The sequence below is a fragment of the Demequina iriomotensis genome, assembly GCF_000971395.1.
Lineage (GTDB): Bacteria > Actinomycetota > Actinomycetes > Actinomycetales > Demequinaceae > Demequina > Demequina iriomotensis.
Window position 1 is genome coordinate 1 of the sequence record NZ_BBME01000025.1, and the last position, 19,122, is coordinate 19,122.

The 19,122-nt window shown below is 72.6% G+C and carries 19 protein-coding genes; 7 read left to right on the forward strand and 12 right to left on the reverse strand.

Translation table 11 applies throughout. The features are described 5' to 3' along the window. Window positions 1–532 precede the first annotated feature (532 nt). Together tyrS and AOM09_RS14625 are read right to left on the reverse strand one after the other, a co-directional pair. On the reverse strand, window positions 533–1,798 hold the full coding sequence (tyrS, locus tag AOM09_RS14620; protein WP_062390150.1) for a tyrosine--tRNA ligase: 1,266 nt from the start codon (window positions 1,796–1,798) through the stop codon (window positions 533–535). 60 nt (window positions 1,799–1,858) lie between these two features. Next, window positions 1,859–2,482, reverse strand: a complete 624-nt coding sequence (locus AOM09_RS14625) for a uridine kinase family protein (RefSeq protein ID WP_062390153.1) — start codon at window positions 2,480–2,482, stop codon at window positions 1,859–1,861. 22 nt (window positions 2,483–2,504) lie between these two features. Here AOM09_RS14625 and AOM09_RS14630 point away from each other — a divergent pair, with 22 nt between their 5' ends. After that, the gene (locus tag AOM09_RS14630; RefSeq protein ID WP_062390156.1) at window positions 2,505–2,978 is read left to right on the forward strand and encodes a YbaK/EbsC family protein; all 474 of its coding nucleotides are present in this window, start codon (window positions 2,505–2,507) and stop codon (window positions 2,976–2,978) included. Here AOM09_RS14630 and argH read toward each other — a convergent pair. The 8 genes from argH to argC all read right to left on the reverse strand — a co-directional run bounded on the left by argH (window position 2,975) and on the right by argC (window position 11,500). After that, entirely contained in the window at window positions 2,975–4,405 is a 1,431-nt protein-coding gene (gene argH, locus AOM09_RS14635) for an argininosuccinate lyase (protein ID WP_062390159.1), read from the reverse strand. The genes AOM09_RS14630 and argH overlap by 4 nt on opposite strands. A gap of 77 nt (window positions 4,406–4,482) precedes the next feature. Next, entirely contained in the window at window positions 4,483–5,682 is a 1,200-nt protein-coding gene (locus AOM09_RS14640; protein ID WP_062390161.1) for an argininosuccinate synthase, read from the reverse strand. Between the two features lie 30 nt (window positions 5,683–5,712). After that, the gene (gene argR / locus AOM09_RS14645; protein ID WP_082099310.1) at window positions 5,713–6,201 is read right to left on the reverse strand and encodes an arginine repressor; all 489 of its coding nucleotides are present in this window, start codon (window positions 6,199–6,201) and stop codon (window positions 5,713–5,715) included. Continuing rightward, window positions 6,198–7,142, reverse strand: coding sequence for an ornithine carbamoyltransferase (gene argF / locus AOM09_RS14650; RefSeq protein WP_062390166.1), 945 nt, complete (start codon window positions 7,140–7,142; stop codon window positions 6,198–6,200). The genes argR and argF overlap by 4 nt, the downstream gene beginning before the upstream one ends. After that, complete coding sequence (locus tag AOM09_RS14655; RefSeq protein ID WP_062390169.1) at window positions 7,139–8,374, reverse strand: acetylornithine transaminase; 1,236 nt, start codon at window positions 8,372–8,374, stop codon at window positions 7,139–7,141. Before AOM09_RS14655 ends, argF begins: the two co-directional genes overlap by 4 nt. Beyond that, complete coding sequence (gene argB / locus AOM09_RS14660) at window positions 8,371–9,276, reverse strand: acetylglutamate kinase (protein ID WP_062390171.1); 906 nt, start codon at window positions 9,274–9,276, stop codon at window positions 8,371–8,373. Before argB ends, AOM09_RS14655 begins: the two co-directional genes overlap by 4 nt. Then, complete coding sequence (gene argJ / locus AOM09_RS14665; protein ID WP_062390174.1) at window positions 9,273–10,448, reverse strand: bifunctional glutamate N-acetyltransferase/amino-acid acetyltransferase ArgJ; 1,176 nt, start codon at window positions 10,446–10,448, stop codon at window positions 9,273–9,275. The genes argB and argJ overlap by 4 nt, the downstream gene beginning before the upstream one ends. Then, complete coding sequence (gene argC / locus AOM09_RS14670) at window positions 10,445–11,500, reverse strand: N-acetyl-gamma-glutamyl-phosphate reductase (RefSeq protein ID WP_062390176.1); 1,056 nt, start codon at window positions 11,498–11,500, stop codon at window positions 10,445–10,447. Before argC ends, argJ begins: the two co-directional genes overlap by 4 nt. Before the next feature lie 37 nt (window positions 11,501–11,537). Here argC and AOM09_RS14675 point away from each other — a divergent pair, with 37 nt between their 5' ends. Then, window positions 11,538–12,527, forward strand: coding sequence for a quinone oxidoreductase family protein (locus AOM09_RS14675; RefSeq protein WP_174452932.1), 990 nt, complete (start codon window positions 11,538–11,540; stop codon window positions 12,525–12,527). Between the two features lie 62 nt (window positions 12,528–12,589). Further along, window positions 12,590–13,090 carry a GNAT family N-acetyltransferase gene (locus AOM09_RS14680; RefSeq protein WP_062390178.1) on the forward strand — a complete coding sequence of 167 codons (501 nt, stop codon included), beginning with the start codon at window positions 12,590–12,592 and terminating at the stop codon, window positions 13,088–13,090. 9 nt (window positions 13,091–13,099) lie between these two features. Here AOM09_RS14680 and AOM09_RS14685 read toward each other — a convergent pair whose 3' ends face one another. Next, complete coding sequence (locus tag AOM09_RS14685) at window positions 13,100–13,816, reverse strand: DUF8548 family protein (RefSeq protein ID WP_156162402.1); 717 nt, start codon at window positions 13,814–13,816, stop codon at window positions 13,100–13,102. Window positions 13,817–13,889: 73 nt separating this feature from the next. Next, entirely contained in the window at window positions 13,890–14,573 is a 684-nt protein-coding gene (locus AOM09_RS14690) for a hypothetical protein (protein ID WP_062390183.1), read from the reverse strand. Between the two features lie 112 nt (window positions 14,574–14,685). On the opposite strand from AOM09_RS14690, the gene AOM09_RS14695 reads away from it, so the two are divergent. From AOM09_RS14695 to AOM09_RS14710, 4 genes are read left to right on the forward strand one after another with little or no spacing between them, the layout of a single operon-like run. Then, window positions 14,686–15,744: an NAD-dependent epimerase/dehydratase family protein gene (locus tag AOM09_RS14695; RefSeq protein ID WP_062390186.1), complete on the forward strand. Its 1,059-nt coding sequence runs from the start codon at window positions 14,686–14,688 to the stop codon at window positions 15,742–15,744. A 41-nt stretch (window positions 15,745–15,785) separates the two neighbouring features. Further along, window positions 15,786–16,385 (forward strand): TetR/AcrR family transcriptional regulator, encoded by a 600-nt coding sequence (locus tag AOM09_RS14700; protein WP_062390189.1) that lies wholly within the window; start codon window positions 15,786–15,788, stop codon window positions 16,383–16,385. Continuing rightward, on the forward strand, window positions 16,382–17,026 hold the full coding sequence (locus tag AOM09_RS14705) for a hypothetical protein (RefSeq protein WP_174452933.1): 645 nt from the start codon (window positions 16,382–16,384) through the stop codon (window positions 17,024–17,026). Before AOM09_RS14700 ends, AOM09_RS14705 begins: the two co-directional genes overlap by 4 nt. After that, entirely contained in the window at window positions 17,023–19,080 is a 2,058-nt protein-coding gene (locus AOM09_RS14710) for a YhgE/Pip family protein (RefSeq protein WP_439645004.1), read from the forward strand. The genes AOM09_RS14705 and AOM09_RS14710 overlap by 4 nt, the downstream gene beginning before the upstream one ends. The last annotated feature ends 42 nt before the right edge of the window (window positions 19,081–19,122 follow it).

Sequence of the window (19,122 nt, forward strand, 5' to 3'; positions counted from 1 at the left end):
AATCCTGTTTCCAGAACCTCGCTCGGGGCAACCTCATCAATCTTACCCGCATCGTTTTCCGGAGTCAAATCGGCATTCGCGCCGATTTGTTTATCCGATATCCGATCCGGTCCCATTCCACCAGGAATTCCGCGGCCTTATCGGCTCGACGGGACACCTGATGTTCAGGAGTGTCAGATTGGCTGCTCGGTGAGTCTCTCGCCTTTCGGCGGCCTCTCCGGGCAACCCGTCTAACTTACTCTCGTCGCCTTCCCTCTGTCAAATCGCCGTCTCCGGTCGATCCGATGAGCTGAGAGCGCCGAGAGCGCCTCTCCCCGGCCCGCCATGACGCACGCATCAGGCTGTCGGCCGGCGTCGAGGATCGTTGCTCGGGCTTCACCCGCGGGGCCTTCTTCAGTCCTCCGCCGGGCGTTCCCGTCGTTGGCAACGGGGTGAAACAGTACGCACCGCCGCCGTCCGGGTCAAATCGCGCGCATCCCGGGCGTGTCGCACGTATCCGCGCTGGTAAACCCCGCAGAACCGCCGAGCGCCGTCAGGCGGACAGCCGCACGAGGCCGACCGACTTCTTGCCTCGACGCACCACGACCCAGCCGCCCGCGAGGGCATGGTCGGCGCCCAGGGCCAGCTCCGCATCGTCCACGCGCACGTTATTGACGTACGCACCGCCCTCCGCGATGGCCCGGCGCGCGGCCGAGTTCGAGTCGACGATGCCCGCGGCGACCATCGCGTCGACGAGAGTCGCTCCGGTCGCGGCCTCCACGCCTCCGAGCTCCTGCGCGCAACCCGCGAGGGTCGCCTCGTCCAGCGAGCCGAGCTCACCGCGACCGAACAGCGCGAGCGACGCGTCCACCGCACCCTGGGCGGCGGCCTCTCCGTGCACGAGCGACGTGACCTCCCACGCGAGGGTGCGCTGCGCCTCGCGACGGAAAGGCTCCTCGGCGACCTTGACCTCGAGCGCCTCGATCTCCTCACGCGAGAGGAAGGTGAACACCTTGAGGTAGCCGACCACGTCCGCATCGGCCTGGTTGAGCCAGAACTGGTAGAAGGCGTATGGGCTCGTCATCGCCGGGTCGAGCCACACGGTGCCCGACTCGGTCTTGCCGAACTTGGTGCCGTCGGCCTTGGTGATGAGCGGCGTCGACATCGCGTGCACCGAGACGCCCTCCGCCTTGCGGATCAGCTCGGTCCCGGAGGTGAGGTTGCCCCACTGGTCCGAGCCGCCGGTCTGCATGGTGCAGCCGTAGCGGCGGTGGAGCTCGAGGAAGTCCATGCCCTGCAGCACCTGGTAGCTGAACTCGGTGTAGGAGATGCCCTCCTCCGAGTTGAGGCGACGGGCCACGGTGTCCTTCGCGAGCATCGTGCCCATGCGGAAGTACTTGCCCACGTCGCGCAGGAGCTCGATCGCGGACATGTCCTTGGTCCACTCGTAGTTGTTGACCATGCGCGCGGCGTTCTCGCCGTCGAAGGACATGAACGGCTCGATCTGGCCGCGGATGCGCTCGACCCACTGGTGCACGATCTCCACCGGGTTGAGGGTGCGCTCCCCCGCCATCTTCGGGTCGCCGATGAGGCCCGTCGCGCCGCCCACGAGCATGAGGGGCTTGTTGCCCGCGTCCTGGAACCGCTTCACCGTGAGGATCTGGACCAGGTTCCCGATGTGCAGGCTCGGCGCCGTCGGGTCGAAGCCGCAATAGAGCGTGACGGGGCCGGCGTCGAGAGCCGCGCGGAGCTCGTCGAGGTCGGTGTGGTTCGCGATGAGCCCGCGCCAGGCCAGGTCGTCAAGAAGGTGATCGGTCATGATGGGTGACATTGTGCCAGGACCATGCGCCTCACCCGCCGCCGGAGGTCCGGGACGGCGTCAGTCCGGCACGGGCGCCGCGCCGTCGAGGACGGCATGGGCGGCGTCACGCGCCCCTTCGGCCGCGAGGTGGGCGTCCTCGCCCGGGTGCCACCGCTCCCATTCGGCGCGCATCGCCTCGCCGTCGCGCGCGATGCCGCGCGCGAGACGGAGCTCCCAGGGCGCGTCGACATAGAGGTTGCACGATGCGAAGGCCCGGGCCGCGCGCGAGGCGACCCCTACCCCTTCGACCACGAGGAAGGGCCGGGAGGGCACCTCGATGAGGTGGGTGCGGCGGCCCGCGGACCAGTCCCACATCCGGAACGCACCGGCGCGGTCGGCGGCGAGCGGGACGAGCACCTGGTCGACCAGGACACGGTCGAGCGCCGGGAGCCCATCCCAGCCCTCGTACATGTCGTCGCCATGAAGGATCTGCACCGGCGCATCGTCCGCGAGCGGGCGGCCTGGATCGAACGTGCCCGCGCCCGCGGACGGCGCACCCCCGAGCGCGACCGCGATGCGGTTCGCGAGCGTGGTCTTCCCGGCGCCCGCCGGACCGTCGACGAGCACCAGCCGCGTGGCGCCCAGGGCGGCGGGGGCGGCGTGCACCGCGGCGACGATGTCGCTGACCCTGGGATTCGGCATCGGGCCAGGATACGGTGACGAGATGCACCCTTCGAGCGCGAAGATCATGGACCTCCTCGCCGCAGCTGGCCTGCGCTCCCAGGTGCGCACGCTGACCGACTCGACCCGCACGGCCGCCGAGGCGGCGATGGCGCTCGGATGCGAGGTGGGCGCCATCGCGTCGAGCCTCGTGTTCCTCGCGGACGGCGTGCCGGTCCTGGTGCTCACGAGCGGCTCGCATCGCGTCGACACCGACCTGCTCGCGCGCCAGATCGGCGCCCGCGCGGTCACGCGCGCCACGGCCGAGGACGTCCGCACCGCCACGGGGCAGCCGATCGGCGGAGTCGCGCCGGTGGGCCATCCCGCGCCGGTGCCCACGTACATCGACGTCGAGCTGAAGAAGCACGGCGAGCTGTGGGCGGCGGCCGGCACGCCGCACTCCGTCTTCGAGATCGCCTACGAGGACCTCCTCGCGCTCACCGGCGCGACGGAGGTCACCGTCGAGGAGAACCTCTAGACCGAGGCGCCCGTCCACGGCCGGAAGTGACGCACCCGCGCGCGGGCGGCCTTGCCCTGCTCGGCCACCTGGGCGGGGGCGGTGCCGCCCACGCCGTCGCGGGCCGCGAGCGACCCGGGCACCGTGAGCACCTCGAGCACGCCGGGCGTGAGGTCGGGATGGATCGCCGTCATCTCGTCGGCGGTGAGCTGGTGCAGCTCCTTGCCCCGCCTCTCGCACAGGCGCACGCATGCGCCCGCGACCTCGTGCGCCTCGCGGAACGGCGTGCCGTTCTTCACCATCCACTCCGCGATGTCGGTGGCGAGCGAGAAGCCCGCCGGCGCGAGCTCCGCCATGCGCTCGACGCGGAACACCAGCGTGTCCACCATGCCGGCGAAGGCCGGGAGGATCGTCTCGAGGGTGTCGACCGCGTCGAACACCGGCTCGTGGACCTCCTGGATGTCGCGGTTGTACGCGAGCGGCAGGCCCTTGAGGGTCGCGAGCAGCCCCGTGAGGTCGCCGATGAGCCGGCCCGCCTTGCCGCGCGTGAGCTCGGCGATGTCGGGGTTCTTCTTCTGCGGCATGATGCTCGACCCGGTCGAGTACGCGTCGTCGAGCGTGACGAAGCCGAACTCCACGGTCGCCCACGCGATGATCTCCTCGGACAGCCGCGACAGGTCGACGCCGATCATCGCGGCGACCCACGCGAACTCGGCGACCACGTCGCGCGAGGCGGTGCCGTCGATGGAGTTCTCGCACGCCCCGAGGAAGCCGAGCTCCTCCGCCACCGCGACGGGGTCCAGCCCCAGGGTGCTCCCGGCGAGGGCGCCGCCGCCGTAAGGGGACCACGCCGCACGCGCGTCCCAGTCGGTGAGCCGCTCGACGTCGCGCAGCAGGGGCCACGCGTGCGCCATGAGCGCGTGCCCCAGCGTCACGGGCTGCGCATGCTGGAAGTGCGTGCGGCCGGGCATGGGCGCGTCGAGGTGACGGTCCGCCTGCGACATGAGCGCGTCGACCACGTCGAGCAGCTGCGAGGCGATGATCCGCGCGTGACGACGCAGGTACATACGCGGCAGCGTCGCGATCTGGTCGTTGCGCGAGCGGCCCGCGCGCAGCTTGCCGCCGAGCTCGGGGCCGACCCTCTCGATCAGGATCCGCTCGAGCGCGCCGTGCACGTCCTCGTCGGAGAAGGCGGGCAGCAACGTGCCCGCGGCGACGTCGGCGCGCATCGTCTCCAGCGCCGCGGTCATGTCGGCGCTCTCGGATGCGGTGAGCAGGCCCGCCCGCTCGAGCGCGTGGGCGTGCGCGATCGAGCCGCGCAGGTCGTCGTCCGCGTAGCGCCAGTCGAAGTGCGTCGACTTCGACAGCGCCGCCAGCGCGGCCGCCGGCCCGCCCTCGAACCGACCGCCCCAGAGCGCGCCCTCGTTGGTGCCCTGCTCCCCTGCCATGACCTGCTCCTCGTGCTCGATATGGGTGGCGGCCGCGCCCTGATCGGGCGCGGCCGCCGGTTCGCTCGGGATCGACCCTAGGACAGGCGCGCCTCGCGCGCCGCCGCCTGCTTGGCCGCGAGGCCGTAGATCTCGATGAAGCCGCGCGCCGCCGACTGGTCGAACGTGTCGCCCTCGTCGTAGGTCGCGAGGTTGAAGTCGTACAGGCCGGTGTCGGAGCGGCGCCCCGTCACCACGGCCTTGCCGCCGTGGAGGACGATGCGGATGTCGCCGTTGACGTGGCGCTGCGTGTCCTCGATGAACGCGTCGAGCGAGTTCTTCAGCGGCGAGGCCCACATGCCGTCGTAGACCAGCTCGGTCCACTCCTGGCCCACGCGGCGCTTGTAGCGCGCGAGCTCACGCTCGATGGTGACGTTCTCGAGCTCGCGGTGTGCCTCGATGAGGGCGATCGCGCCGGGCGCCTCGTAGATCTCGCGGCTCTTGATGCCCACCAGGCGGTCCTCGACGATGTCGATGCGGCCGATGCCCTGCGCGCCCGCGCGGCGGTTCATCTCCTCGATCGCCTGCAGCGGGGTGACCGGCTGACCGTCGATCGCGACGGGGACGCCGCGCTCGAAGCTGATGACCACCTCGTCCGGCACCGGCGGGAAGGCCGGGTCGTCCGTGTAGTCGTAGATGTCCTTGGTCGGGGCGTTCCAGATGTCCTCGAGGAAGCCGGTCTCGACGGCGCGGCCCCACACGTTCTGGTCGATCGAGAACGGGTTCTTCTTGGTGGTCGCGATCGGCAGCGCGTTGCGCTCCGCGTAGTCGATGGCCTTGTCGCGCGTGAGCGCGAGGTCGCGCACGGGGGCGATGCACTTGAGGTCGGGCGCGAGGGAGACGATGCCCACCTCGAAGCGGACCTGGTCGTTGCCCTTGCCGGTGCAGCCGTGCGCGACGGTGCCGGCGCCGAACTCCTGCGCGGCCTTCACCAGGTGCTTGACGATGACGGGGCGGGACAGCGCCGAGACCAGCGGGTACTTGTCGTGGTACAGCGCGTTCGCCTTGAGGGCGGGCATGCAGTACTCCTCGGCGAACTCGTCGCGCGCGTCCGCGACGTAGGCCTCGACCGCGCCGCAGTCGAGCGCGCGCTGACGGATGACCTCGAGGTCCTCGCCGCCCTGGCCGACGTCGACGGCCACGGCGACCACCTCGGCGCCGGTCGCCTCCGCGATCCAGCCGATGGCGACGGAGGTGTCGAGGCCGCCCGAGTAGGCGAGCACGATGCGCTCTGACATGTCTTCTACTTCCTTAGCTCTGAGGGGGTACTAGCGGTGGAGACCGCTCGCGCGGTCGAGGAACTTGCTCGCGAGGCGCTCGCCGCCGAGCGGATCCGCGGCGATGACCAGGATCGTGTCATCTCCGGCGACGGTCCCGAGCAGGTCCGGGTCGTCGTGCGAGTCGATCGCCATGGCGAGGAACTGCGCCGCGCCCTCGGGCGTGCGCAGCACGGTGAGGTTGGCGCTGCCGGCCGCGGAGTGCAGCAGCTCCGCGCACAGCCGGTTGAGCCGCGCACCCGTGTCCTCGATGGACTCGAGGATCGCCTGGGTCGCGTACATGAGCTTGCCGTCGACGCCCCGGACCTTGACGGCGCCGATCTCCACGAGGTCGCGCGACAGCGTCGCCTGGGTGGCGTGCAGCCCCTCGGACTCGAGCATCGCGGCGAGCTGGGTCTGCGACTCGACCTGCTGCGTCTCGATGAGATGGCGCACCTTCGCCTGGCGCGCGGCCTTGGTCTGAGGGACGCCGACGCTCATCGTCGTGCCAGCCACGCGAGGAGCGCCTTCTGGGCGTGGAGCCGGTACTCGGCCTCGAGCCACACGATCGACTGAGGGCCGTCGATGACGTCGGCGGTGATCTCCTTGCCGCGGTACGCGGGCAGGCAGTGGAGCACCTGCGCGCCGGGCGCGGCGAGCTCGAGCGTGCGGGCGTTCACCTGATACCTGCCGAAGACGTCCTTGCGCGCCTCGTACTGGTCCTCGTCGCCCATCGACACCCACGTGTCGGTGGCGATGATGTCCGCGCCCGCCACCGCATCGTCCATCTCGGTGGTGACGGTGATCGAGCCGCCCTGCTCCGCGGCGATCTTCTTGGCGTCGAGGACGATGCGCTCGTCGGGCATGTAGTCCGCGGGCGCACCGACGCGCACGTGCATGCCGGCGAGCGCGCCGCCCAGCAGGTACGAGTGCGCCATGTTGTTGGCGCCGTCGCCCACGTACGTCAACGTCAGGCCGGCGAGCGCGTCCACGCCGCCGCGCGCATCGGCGACCGCGGCCAGGTCGGCGAGGATCTGGCACGGGTGGAAGGAGTCGGTGAGCGCGTTGACGACGGGCTTGCTCGAGTGCGCCGCCATCTCCTCGATCAGCTCCTGACCGAAGGTGCGCCACACGATCGCGCTCACCATCGACTCGAGCACGCGCGCGGTGTCCGCCACGGGCTCGCCGCGACCGAGCTGCGACGTGGCCGAGTCGATGACCAGCGGGTAGCCCCCGAGCTCGGCGACGCCCGCGGAGAACGACACGCGCGTCCGCGTCGACGGCTTGTCGAAGATGATCGCGACCGCCTGCGGACCGGCGAAGGGCTGCTCGAGGTGGCGGTCCTGGCGGAACGCGAGGGCGAGCTCGAGGATCTCGCGCTGCTCCGCCGCGGTGACGTCGTCGTCGCGCAGAAAGTGGCGGGCGGTGGGGGCCGTGGTCATGCGGTCGTGCCTTCCGTGGTGATGCGCGTGCCGTGCTCGGCCATCCACGCGATGAAGAGGTCGGCTTCCGCCGTGGTGAGGGTGAGCGCCGGGACCAGCCGGATGGTGTCCGGCGACGGCGGGTTGACGATGAAGCCGGCCGCGACCGCGGCCTGCGCCACCTGCGCGCTCACCGGCGCGGCGAGACCCACGCCGAGCATGAGACCCGCGCCACGCACCTCGACGACGCCGTCGAGCGCCTCGAGGCCCGCGCGCAGGTGCTCGCCCACCGCCTTGGCATGGTCGAGAAGGTGCTCCGCCTCGATCACGTCGAGGGTCGCGTTCGCCGCCGCAGCCGCCAGCGCGTTGCCGCCGAACGTGGTGCCGTGGTCGCCCTTCGCGAGCAGGGAGCCCACGCGCTCGCCGAACGCGAGCACGGCGCCGACCGGGAACCCTCCCCCGAGCCCCTTCGCGAGGGTCATGACGTCGGGCTGGATCCCGTACAGCTGGTGCGCGAACCACGCGCCGGTGCGCGCCACGCCCGTCTGGACCTCGTCCATGATGAGGAGCGCGTCGTACCTCCGCGTGAGCTCGCGCGCGGCGGCGAGGAAGCCCTGGGCGAGCGGACGCACGCCCGACTCGCCCTGGATGGGCTCGACGATGATCGCCGCGAGGTCCGCGGCGTGCTCCGTGGCGGCGGCGCGCAGCGCGGCCTCGTCGTCACGCGGCACGAAGACCACGGTGTCGAGGAGCGGGGCGAACGGCGCGCGGATCGCGTCCTTGTGCGTCATCGACAGCGCACCCATCGAGCGCCCGTGGAAGCCGCCCTCGAGCGCGATGACGGTCCGCTTGCCGGTCTTGCGCGCCATCTTGAACGCGGCCTCGTTGGCCTCGGTCCCCGAGTTGCACAGGAACACGCGAGAGCCGTGCGGGGCGTGGGCGAGCTCGAGCAGCCGCTCGGCGAGCCGGATCTGCGGCTCGGTCGCGAAGAAGTTCGAGGCCTGCGCGAGCGTCGCCGCCTGGTGGGCGATCGCCGCGACCCACGCGGGGTGCGCGTGGCCCAGCGCGTTGACCGCGATGCCGCCGAGCAGGTCGAGGTAGCGGTTGCCGTCCGCGTCCCACACCCAGCTGCCCTCGCCGCGGGCGAGCACGCGCATCGGCTCGCCGTAGGTGCCCATGAGCGCGTGCCCGTAGCGCTGGAGGTCGACCCGGCCGCGCTCGAGGCCGGCCTCGCCGTGGGTGCCGAGCGTCATACCCAGACCTCCTTGTCCTGCATCACCATCGTGCCGAATCCCGCGGAGGTGAAGACCTCCGCGAGGATCGAGTGCGGCTCACGGCCGTCGATGACGTGCGCCTGCGGCACGCCGCCGCGGACGGCACGCAGGCATGCCTCCATCTTGGGCCGCATCCCGGACTCGAGCGAGGGCAGCATGTCCTCGAGCTGCTTGGCGCTGATCTCCGAGATGAGCGAGCCACGGTCGGGCCAGCTCGCGTACAGCCCCTCGACGTCGGTGAGCACGATGAGCTTGCGGGCGCGCAGCGCGATCGCGAGCGCCGCCGCGGCGGTGTCGGCGTTGACGTTGAGCACCTGGGTCGGGTCGTCGATGTCGGGCGCGACCGTGCTCACCACGGGGATGCGTCCGGCCTCGATGATGTCGGTCACCGCGCCGGGGTTGACCTTGACCACGTCGCCCACGAGGCCGACGTCGACCTGCTCGCCGTCGACCACGGCGTGGCGGCGCTTGGCCTGGAGCATGCCGGCATCCTCGCCCGACAGCCCCACCGCGTGGGGTCCGTGATCGTTGATGAGGCCCACGAGCTCGCGCGACACCTGGCCGGTCAGCACCATGCGGACCACGTCCATCGCCTCGGGCGTGGTGACGCGCAGGCCGCCGCGGAACTCCGAGGCGATGCCTAAGCGGTCGAGCATGCCCGAGATCTGCGGGCCGCCGCCGTGGACCACCACGGGGTGGAGGCCGAGCAGCCGCAGGTGCACGATGTCCTGCGCGAAGGCGCGCTTGAGGGACTCGTCGATCATGGCGTTGCCGCCGTACTTGATCACGACGATCGCGCCGGCGAACTGCTCGATCCACGGCATGGCGTCGATGAGGACGCCCACCTTCTGCTGGGGCGTGAGGGAGAGGTTCTCGTTCATGAGGAGTACGCGCTGTTCTCGTGGACGTAGTCGTGGGTGAGGTCGTTGGTCCAGACTGTCGCCTCGGCGTCGCCGGCGTGGAGGTCGAGCACGATGCGCACCTCGCGTCCGGAGAGATCCACCAGGGCGCGGTCCTCGCCCACGCCGGAGGCCCGGCACACCTGGATGCCGTTCACGGTGACGTCGAGCGCCGTGGCATCGAACGGGGCGACGCTCGCGGGCACGGTGCCCGCGGCGGAGATGATGCGGCCCCAGTTGGGGTCGTTGCCGAAGATGGCGGCCTTGAACAGGTTCGAGCGCGTGATCGCCCGGGCGACCGCCTCGGCGGCGTCCTCGCTGGTCGCGTTCGTGACGGTCACCGCGATGTCGTGGCTCGCTCCCTCCGCGTCGGCGACCAGGCCGCGCGCGAGCGTCGCGCACACACGCGTCAGGGCGTCCTCGAAGGCGCCGTCCTCGGGGACGATGCGGGACGCGCCGCTCGCGAGCAGCAGCACCGTGTCGTTGGTGGACATGCAGCCGTCGGAGTCGACGCGGTTGAACGTGGTGCGGACCGCGGACTCGAGCGCCGCCTGCGCGCGTGCCGCGTCGATCGACGCGTCGGTGGTGATGACGCACAGCATGGTCGCGAGGCCCGGCGCGAGCATGCCGGCGCCCTTGGCCATGCCGCCGACGGTCCAGCCCTCGCCCGCGGCGATCGCCTCCTTGGGGACGGTGTCCGTGGTCATGATCGCGAGCGCGGCGTCGGACCCGCCGTCGGAGGCCAGGCCCGCCGCCGCATCGTCCACGCCGGACAGCAGCCTGTCCATGGGCAGGCGCACCCCGATGAGGCCCGTGCTGCACACGGCGACGTCCCCGGGCGAGACGTCGCGGCCGGCCGCCTGGAGCGCCGCCGCGACGTGCTCGGCGGTGCGATGCGTGTCGAGGAAGCCCTCGGCCCCGGTCGCGGCGTTCGCGCCACCCGAGTTGAGGACCACGGCGTCGACCCTCGCGTCCGCGAGCACCTGGCGGGACCAGGTGACGGGCGCCGCGACGACGCGGTTGGACGTGAAGACGCCCGCCGCGACGCGCTCGGGCCCGTCGTTGACGACGAGCGCGACGTCGCGCGCCCCGGTGCTCTTGAGGCCGGCGGCGACGCCCGCCGCGACGAAGCCCTGCGCTGCGGTGACGCTCATGGTGCCGTTCCGATCGTGCTGAGGCCCAGGGTCTCCTCGAGGCCCAGGGCGACGTTCATGGACTGCAGGGCCGCGCCCGCGGTGCCCTTGACGAGGTTGTCGATCGCCGCGACCACCACGACGCGGCCCGCCTTGCCGTCGACCGCGACCTGCATGAGGCACGTGTTCGCGCCGAGGGTGGCCGCCGTGGTGGGCCACTGCCCCTCGGGGAGGACGTGGACGAAGGGCTCGTCGGCGTACGCGCCCTCCCAGGCCGCACGCACGGCCTCGACGTTGACGCCCGGCGCGAGCGGGGCCGTCACGGTCGCGAGGATGCCGCGCGCCATCGGGACGAGCGTCGGCGTGAAGCTCAGGCGGACGTCGGCGGCGCCTGCCGAGGTGAGGTTCTGGACGATCTCGGGGATGTGCCGGTGCGAGCCGCCCACCGCGTACGGCGCGGCGGCACCGAGCGCCTCGGACGCGAGCAGGTGCGGGGCGAGCTTCTTGCCCGCGCCCGAGTAGCCGTTGGCGAGGACCGCGACGATGTCGGTCGGGTCGACCACGCCCGCGGCGACGCCGGGCTGGAGCGCGAGCGTGACGGCGGTGACATTGCACCCCGGCACCGCGATGCGGGTCGCACCGGGAAGGACGTCGCGCTGGTGGCCGGCCGCGGTGATGAGCTCGGGCATGCCGTAGGGCCACGTGCCGGCGTGCTCGCCGCCGTAGTAGTCGGCCCATGCCTGCGGGTCCACGAGCCGGTGGTCGGCGCCGCAGTCGATGACGAGCGTCTCGGGCGGGAGCTGCGCCGCGATCTCGGCGCTCGCGCCATGCGGGAGCGCGAGCACCACCACGTCGTGGCCGGCGAGGGTCTCGGGGCTCGTCTCGACGACGACGCGGTCGGCCAGGGGTCGCAGATGAGGCTGATGCAGCCCGAGCGCGTCGCCCGCGCTCGAGTGCGCCGTGAGCGCGCCGAACTCCACCTCCGGGTGGGCGGAGAACACGCGCAGCACCTCGCCGCCGACGTAGCCGGAGGCGCCTGACACCGCGACCCTGATGCTCATGTGAATAACCATACAGGAACATGCATACTTCGACGCGGAACCCCGTAGCATGCATGTCGTGAGAGCGATCCAGGTGAGGCGGCACGGTGGCCCCGAGGTCCTCGAGCTCGTCGAGCTCGAGCGCCCGATCGCCACGCCCGGTCACGTCGTGGTCCGCGTCGAGGCGGCGGGCGTCAACTTCATCGACACCTACCAGCGCTCGGGCCAGTACCCCATGGACGTGCCCTTCGTGCCGGGCAAGGAGGGCGCCGGGCAGATCGTCGAGGTCGGCGAGGGCGTCGAGCACCTGGTCGAGGGCGAGGGCGTCGCATGGGCGTTCACGCAGGGCTCGTACGCCGAGTACGTCCGCCTTCCCGTCGCGGACGTCTACCCCGTGCCCGAGGACGTCGAGCTGGACATGGCGGCCGCGGCGATGCTGCAGGGGCTCACCGCGCACTACCTGGTGACGTCCTCCTACCCCGTGATGCCGGGCGACGTGGTGCTCGTGCACGCGGCGGCGGGCGGCGTGGGGCTCCTCCTCACCCAGCTCGCGGTCGCGCGCGGCGCGACCGTCATCGGCACGGTCGGCTCCGAGGCGAAGGAGCGCATCGCCCTCCAGGCCGGCGTGTCGCACGTGCTGCGCTACGACCGGATGGACGACCTCACCGCCGACCTCCCGGCCGCGGTCCGGTCGATCATCCCCGAGGGCGTGGCCGCGGTCTACGACGGCGTCGGCCGGACCACCTTCGACGGCTCGCTCGCGTCGCTGCACCGTCGCGGCGCGATGGTGCTCTTCGGCGCCGCCTCGGGCCCCGTCGCGCCGGTGGACCCGCAACGCCTCAACGCCGCGGGATCGGTCGTGCTCAGCCGCCCGACGCTCGCGGACTTCACGGCCGATGCGGAGGAGCGGGAGTGGCGCGCGAGCGACATCTTCCACGGGATCCTGCTGGGAGACCTGAGCGTGCGCATCGATCGCGGCTTCTCGCTCGAGGAGGCGGCGGACGCCCACCGGGCGCTCGAGTCGCGCGCGACGAGCGGGAAGCTGCTGCTCCACCCCTGACCGGACGCGACGCGACACGGGTTCGACACGCGCCCGACACATCGTCCAGGCACAATGCATCCATGCAGACCCTCCGCCTCCGCGTCATGCGCCCCGCCGACATACCAGCGGTGACGGCGCTCAACGCGGCGGCCGCGCCCGCGGTCAACCTCCTCACTGAGGCGGAGCTCGAGAGTCTTCACTCGATGTGCGACGTCGCGCTGGTCGCGACCGACCGCACGCGATCCGTCATCGCGTTCCTCCTCAGCCTCGGCATGGGCGAGCCCTACGAGTCCGAGAACTACCGCTGGTTCGAGGCGCGCGGGGTGCGCCACCAGTACATCGATCGCATCGTGGTCGCCGAGTCCGCCAAGGGCACCGGCGTGGGGCGCGCCCTGTACGAGTCGGTCTTCGAGCGCGCACGCGAGCGGGGCGCGACCGAGGTGACCACGGAGGTCCAGCTCGACCCGCCCAACCCGGGCTCGGTCACGTTCCACGAGCACCTGGGCTTCCAGCGCGTCGCCGAGCAGCACACCCGCGACGGCGCGGTGCACGTGGCGCTGCTCGCGCGCGCCGTGTACTGAGACGCGGCGCTACTCGGCCTCGGCGGCCGCCTCCGCGTCCACGTCCACGTCCGCCGGGTCGGGGAAGGGGCCCTTGCTCGGTCCCGCGTGCTTGCTGAGGGCGTACGCGAGCACGCGCTCGTGGGTCGCCATCCGCTCCGCGGTGAGCGCGAGGAGCTCCGCGACCTCGAGGGCCGTGAGCTCGATGTCCGGATGGTCGGCCGCGAGCGCCTCGTGCACCATCCTCACGACCGCGTGCCCCGGCAGCGCGGGGATGTGCGCCATGAAGGAGATGGACGCCCACGTGCCCGGGCCGAGCCCCTCGACGTCCTGCAGGCGCTCGCCGAGCGCCTCGGTGTGCCGGCGCGCGACCTTGGACAGGGACAGCGCGTCGACCACGCCGGACTCGACCAGCGCTGCGGCCGCCTCGTGGATGACCTCCGCGCGGAGCCTGTCGATCCCCGGCACCGTGGAGTCGCCCCACCGCTCGCCCAGGATGTGGCGAAGCCAGATGGGGCCGCGCGCGACCAGGTCGACCAGGTCGTCGAACTGTCGGTCGGGTCGGTTGCGAAGGGCAGTGTCGACCACGTTCCCGACCAGCGGCCCGGACAGCTGCGCGCCGAAGACCCCGGCGAGGAGCGCGAGCTCGCTGTGACGCGGGTAGCCCCACGGGGCGGCGTCGCGCCACCCGGGCTCCAGCATGACGGTGATGCCCGTGCGCAGGCTCGGGACCAAACTCTCGACCATGGGCGTGGACGCTACAGGCCCGCGCGGTGGAGGAGCGCCCGGACCCACCGGGAGCGCCGGATTCGGGAGGCGCCTACCCGTAGGCGGGCGCGCCCGGGGTGCGCGCGAGCTCGCCCGCGCGGCGCGCGAGCGCGTACCCGAGCACCCTCTCGTCGGTCGCGAGCCGCGCGGCCGTGAGCCGGATGAGCTGCGCGACGCCCGCGCGGCTCAACGAGGCCTGCGCGCGCGCCGCCTCGGTGCACGTCGAGACGAGGCTCACCACCGCATCGTCCGGCAGCGACGTCGCGTGCACCATGAACGCGATCGACACCCAGGTGCCCGGTCCGAGGCCGCGGACGGACTGCAGCAGCGTCGAGAGGCCCTCGCCCGGCTCGAGCGCGGCGCCCTGCAGATCCGCGGCGGTGCGCAGGCCCGCCCCCGCGAGCACCCCTGCCGCCTCGTGGATCACCTCGGCGCGTCGTCGCGGGACGCCGAGCACCGTCGAGTCGCCCCAGCGCTCCCCCAGGATGGATCGGAGCTCGACCGGGTCGATCGCGGCGAGGTCCCCGAGATTGTCGAGCAGGCTCCCGGGCCGGCGGCGCATCACGGAGTCGGCGATCTCGGCGACGGCCGGCGGCTGCAGCTGCGCCGCGAACACGCCCGTCACCAGCGCGAGCTCGCTCTGGCGCGGGTAGCCCCACGGTGCCGCGTCGCGCCACCCCGCCGGCAGGATGCCGGGCAACGCCGCCCTGAGGCTCGGCACCAGGTCCTCGATCATGCGCCCACGCTACTGCCGCCCCGCGGCACGCGACAGCCCTGCAAAACCAGCAAACCGACCACACCGGACGAACCTCGCGGACGAATCCCGCGCATCGTCCTACCCTCGATCCATGCGCATCCTCATCATCGGCGGCACGGGCCTGATCTCCTCCGAGCTCGCCGCGCTCGCCCACGCCGCGGGGCACGACCTCACGCTGGTCAACCGGGGGCGGTCCACCGCCGCAACCACGCCGCCCGGCGCCCACGTCATCCACGCCGATGCGACGGACGCGGCTGCGCTGCGCGCCGCCTTGCACGGCGCGCGGCTGCGTCGAGAGCGCTTCGACGCCGTCCTGCAGTTCATCGCCTTCTCCCCCGCCCACGTGGCGGACGACGTCGAGACCTTCGCTCCGCTCGCCGATCAGTACGTGCTGGTCGCGACCTCCGCGGCGTACATGACTTTCGACCGTCTGCGCCCGCTCACGGAGGACACGCCGCAGGAGAACCTCCACTGGGAGTACGCGCGCCTCAAGGCGGAGGCGGAACGGGTGCTGCGCGAGCAGGCCGCGCCCGTGGGGCTCCCGTGGACCGTGGTGCGGCCCGCGCACACGTACGGCCCCTCGAAGATCCCCGGGTACACGGGGAACTCGGCGCACCCGTGGACGCTCGTGGACCGGATGCGCCGCGGCGCGGACATCGTGGTCCCGGGTGACGGCACCTCGCTGTGGACGCTCACCCACGCGCGCGACGTCGCGGCAGGCATGCTGGGCCTGCTGGGGAACGATGCGGCGCTCGGCGAGGCGGTGCACATCACGTCCGACGAGGCGCTCACCTGGGGAGGGATCCACGCGGCGATCGGGAGGGCCGCCGGGCTCTCGCCGGAGGCGCTTGCCGAGCAGACAGTCCACGTCCCGTCGGACGCGCTCGTCGCCGCCTCGCCGTCATCGGCGGGCGGCATCTACGGCGACAAGATGCATCCGGCCGTGTACGACACGTCCAAGATCAAGGCGCTCGTGCCGGGGTGGTCCGCGCGCATCCCGTTCGAGGAGGGGATGGCCGAGGCGATCGCCTGGTTCGAGGCGGATCCCGCGCGCCAGACCGTGGACGCCGCGGCGAACCGCATGCTCGACGCGGTCGCACGGATCTACCGTGACGCGCTCGCGCGGGTGCCTGGCGAGGCGCGGATCTGACTAACTTGCACAAGGGTGTGCAAGTTAACTAGCCTGGGGGTGTGAACCCCCGGACCCCTCGCGCCGACTCGGCGCGCAACCATGAAGCCCTGCTCGACGCGGCGAGCCGCGCGCTACGCCTCGACGTCGACGCCTCGCTCGACGCCATCGCCACCGAGGCGGGGCTCTCGCGCCGCGCCGTCTACGGCCATTTCGCGGGCCGCGACGAGCTGGTCGCCGCTGTGATCTCGCGCGGCGCCGAGCGGATCGCGAACGCGCTGGAGACGCCTCGCGACCCCGATCCGCTCGTCGCACTCGCGCGGCTCGGCGTGTCCCTGTGGGACGCGATCGCCGACGTCCGCACCATCGCCCGCATGGCGCTGTCCTCGCCTCACGCCGCGACCGTGGCGCAGGCCCTCTCCCCCGTCCGGGCGCGCGTGCGCGAGTCGCTCGCGGCCGCGACGGCGGAGGGAACGGTGCGCACCGACGTCGACGTCGAGACGCTCGCGATGCTGGTCGAGCGGGCCGCGCTCGACGTGCTCGACGTCGCGGACTCGGCCGGCGCGGACGACGCCCGCCTGCTCGTCATGACGCACCCCTTGTGCGCCGCGGGGGTGGGAGCCGAGCGCGCCACCCGCATCGCCGCGGAGGTGTCCGCATGAGGGTCGCCCTGACCGACGTGTCGAAAGGCCGGGGCGACGATGCGCTCCAGCCCGTCACGCTCGAGCTCTCGAGCGGCTCCGTCACGCTCGCCCGGGCCGAGACGCAGCAGCGGCCGACGGTCCTGGGCCTCCTCGCCGCGGGGCGGATGCACGCCGACACCGGCGTCATCACCATCGACGGTGCGGTGGACCCCGGACGCCAGCGGGCGGCCCTCGCCCTCGTGGACGCGCCCGTGGTGAGCGAGCCGGCCCCGCACGTCTCGACCCTCGCGATCGTCGAGGAGGAGCTCATGTTCGCGGGCCGCACCGCGACGCCCGCCGCGGCCCGTCGCGTGCTCGAGACCCTCGGCATGACCCGGTGGGCCCGCACCCCGTTCGGCAACATCGACCCCGCGGACCGCATCGTCCTGCTGCTTGAGCTCGCCGCGCTGCGACCCGGCGTCGAGGGCGTCGTGCTCGTGTCGCCCGACCGTCACGGCGGCGACCCGGATGCGTGGTGGGAGGCCGCACGCGGCCTTGCGCGGCGCGGCCTCGCGGTCCTGGTGATCGCCGGCGATGCGGCGGCGGCGGCCATCGCCGGCACCACGGTCGCGGCGACGCCCGACGTCGTCGTGGACTCCCTGGTGGAGGCCCTCGCATGATCGGCCGCGCGGCACGCATGCGCCGGTTCGCGGTGCGCATCCCCGCCATGATGATCGCGGAGCTGCGGCGCCTCACGGCGACCCGGATGGCCGTGGTCGCGCTCGTCGCGCTCATGGCGGTGCCGGTGCTGTACGGCGGCCTGTACCTGTGGGCGAACAAGGATCCCTACGCGGCGCTCGACAGGATCCCGGCCGCGATCGTCGTCGCCGACGAAGGCACGGACGTCGACGGCGCACCCGTCAACTACGGACGCGACGTCGCCGAGCAGCTGGTCGAGGACGGCAGGTTCGCCTGGCGCATCGTCGACTCGTCCGAGGCGCGCGACGGAGTCGGCGACGAGGACTACGACTTCGCCATCACGTTCCCGGCGAGCTTCTCCGCGGCGCTCGCCTCGGCATCGTCCGACGACCCTCACCAGGCCCGCGTTGCCCTCACCACGAGCGACGTCAACAGCTACCTCTCCTCGACTATCGGCGAGCAGGCGGCCGAGGCGATCCGCGTGTCGATCGTCGAGACGGTCAACCAGGAGGCGGCGGCGGGCTTCCTGCTCGGCCTCGCCGACATCCGCGGCGCGCTGCTCGAGGCGTCCGACGGCGCCCAGCAGGTCGCCGACGGCACGGACGATGCGTGGGCGGGCGCCTCCTCGCTCGCGTCGGGCGCCTCGGACCTGGCCTCGGGCGCCCGGACGCTCGCCTCGGGCGCGTCCGACCTGGCCGACGGGACGGGCACGCTCGCGTCGGGGACGTCCGACCTCGCGGACGGCGCGTCCTCGCTCGCATCCGGGGTCGCGGACCTCGCGGACGGCGCGGCTGCGGTGTCCGAGGGCGCGGCGCAGGTCGCGGACGGCACCGCGACCCTGTCCGGCTACGCCGATGCGGTCGGCGCGGCGGCCGACGAGGCCGCCGCACGGCTGCCGGATGCCGTGGCCGCCCTCGAGGCGGAGCTCGAGTCGCTCGGGCTCACGCCGGACCAGATCGCCGCGGCACGTGAGCAGCTCGCGCCCGTGACCGCGCAGCTCGAGTCCGACCACGCGGCGCTCCAGGACGCGATCGACGACGTGGACGCCCTCGCCGACGGGGCGTCCACGCTGGCCGACGGGGCGTCCGCGCTGGCGGACGGTGCGGCGGCCGCCGCCGCGGGCTCGGTCGACCTGGCCGACGGCGCGGCCGATGCGGCCGCCGGCGCCGTTCGAGTCGCGGACGGCGCGTCCCGGCTCGACGACGGCGCCTCCACGCTCGCGACCGGCCTGGACTCCGCCGCGGCCGGCGCGGACGCCCTCGAGTCCGGCCTCGGCACCCTCGCGGCGGGCGCCGACGACCTCCACGAGGCGCTCGAGGACGGCGCCTCCCAAATCCCGGCCGCCGACGAGTCCCTGCGCGACCTCCAGGCGCAGACCATCGCGGACCCGGTCGACCTCGACGCGAAGGCCCTCACGGACGCCGGCACGTACGGCGCCGGGCTGGCGCCGTTCTTCATCTCGCTCGCGGCGTGGATCGGCATGTACGCCCTGTTCCTCATCGTGAAACCCGTCTCGAGGCGTGCGATCACGGCGATCCACTCGCCGGGCCGGGTGACCCTCGCGGGTTGGCTCACCCCGGCGGCGCTCGGTGCCGTGCAGATGGTCGGCCTGTTCGCGGTGATGTCGCTCGCGCTCGACTTCTCGTTCGAGCACCCGTGGGGGGCGTACGGCCTCATGACGGTGGCGTCGCTGACGTTCGCGGCGATCATCCTCGCGCTGAACGTATGGCTGGGGTCGGTCGGTCAGTTCCTCGGGCTCGTGCTGATGGTCCTGCAGCTCGTCACGGCGGGCGGCACCTTCCCGTGGCAGACACTGCCGGGTCCGCTCGCGGCGCTGCACCACGTGCTGCCCATGAGCTTTGCGGTCGACGGGCTGCGCCAGCTCATGTACGGCGGCGAGCTCGCGGCGGCGTGGGGCGATGTCGCGATGCTCGCGGCGTGGATGGTGACGGCGCTGGTGCTCGCGATGGCGGGCGTGGCGCGCATGACCCATCGCCAGACTCTGCGGGACCTGCAGCCCAGCCTCATCGGGTGAGCGCGGGCGCTCGCATCTCCGGAGCGCCGGTCTGGTAGCGGC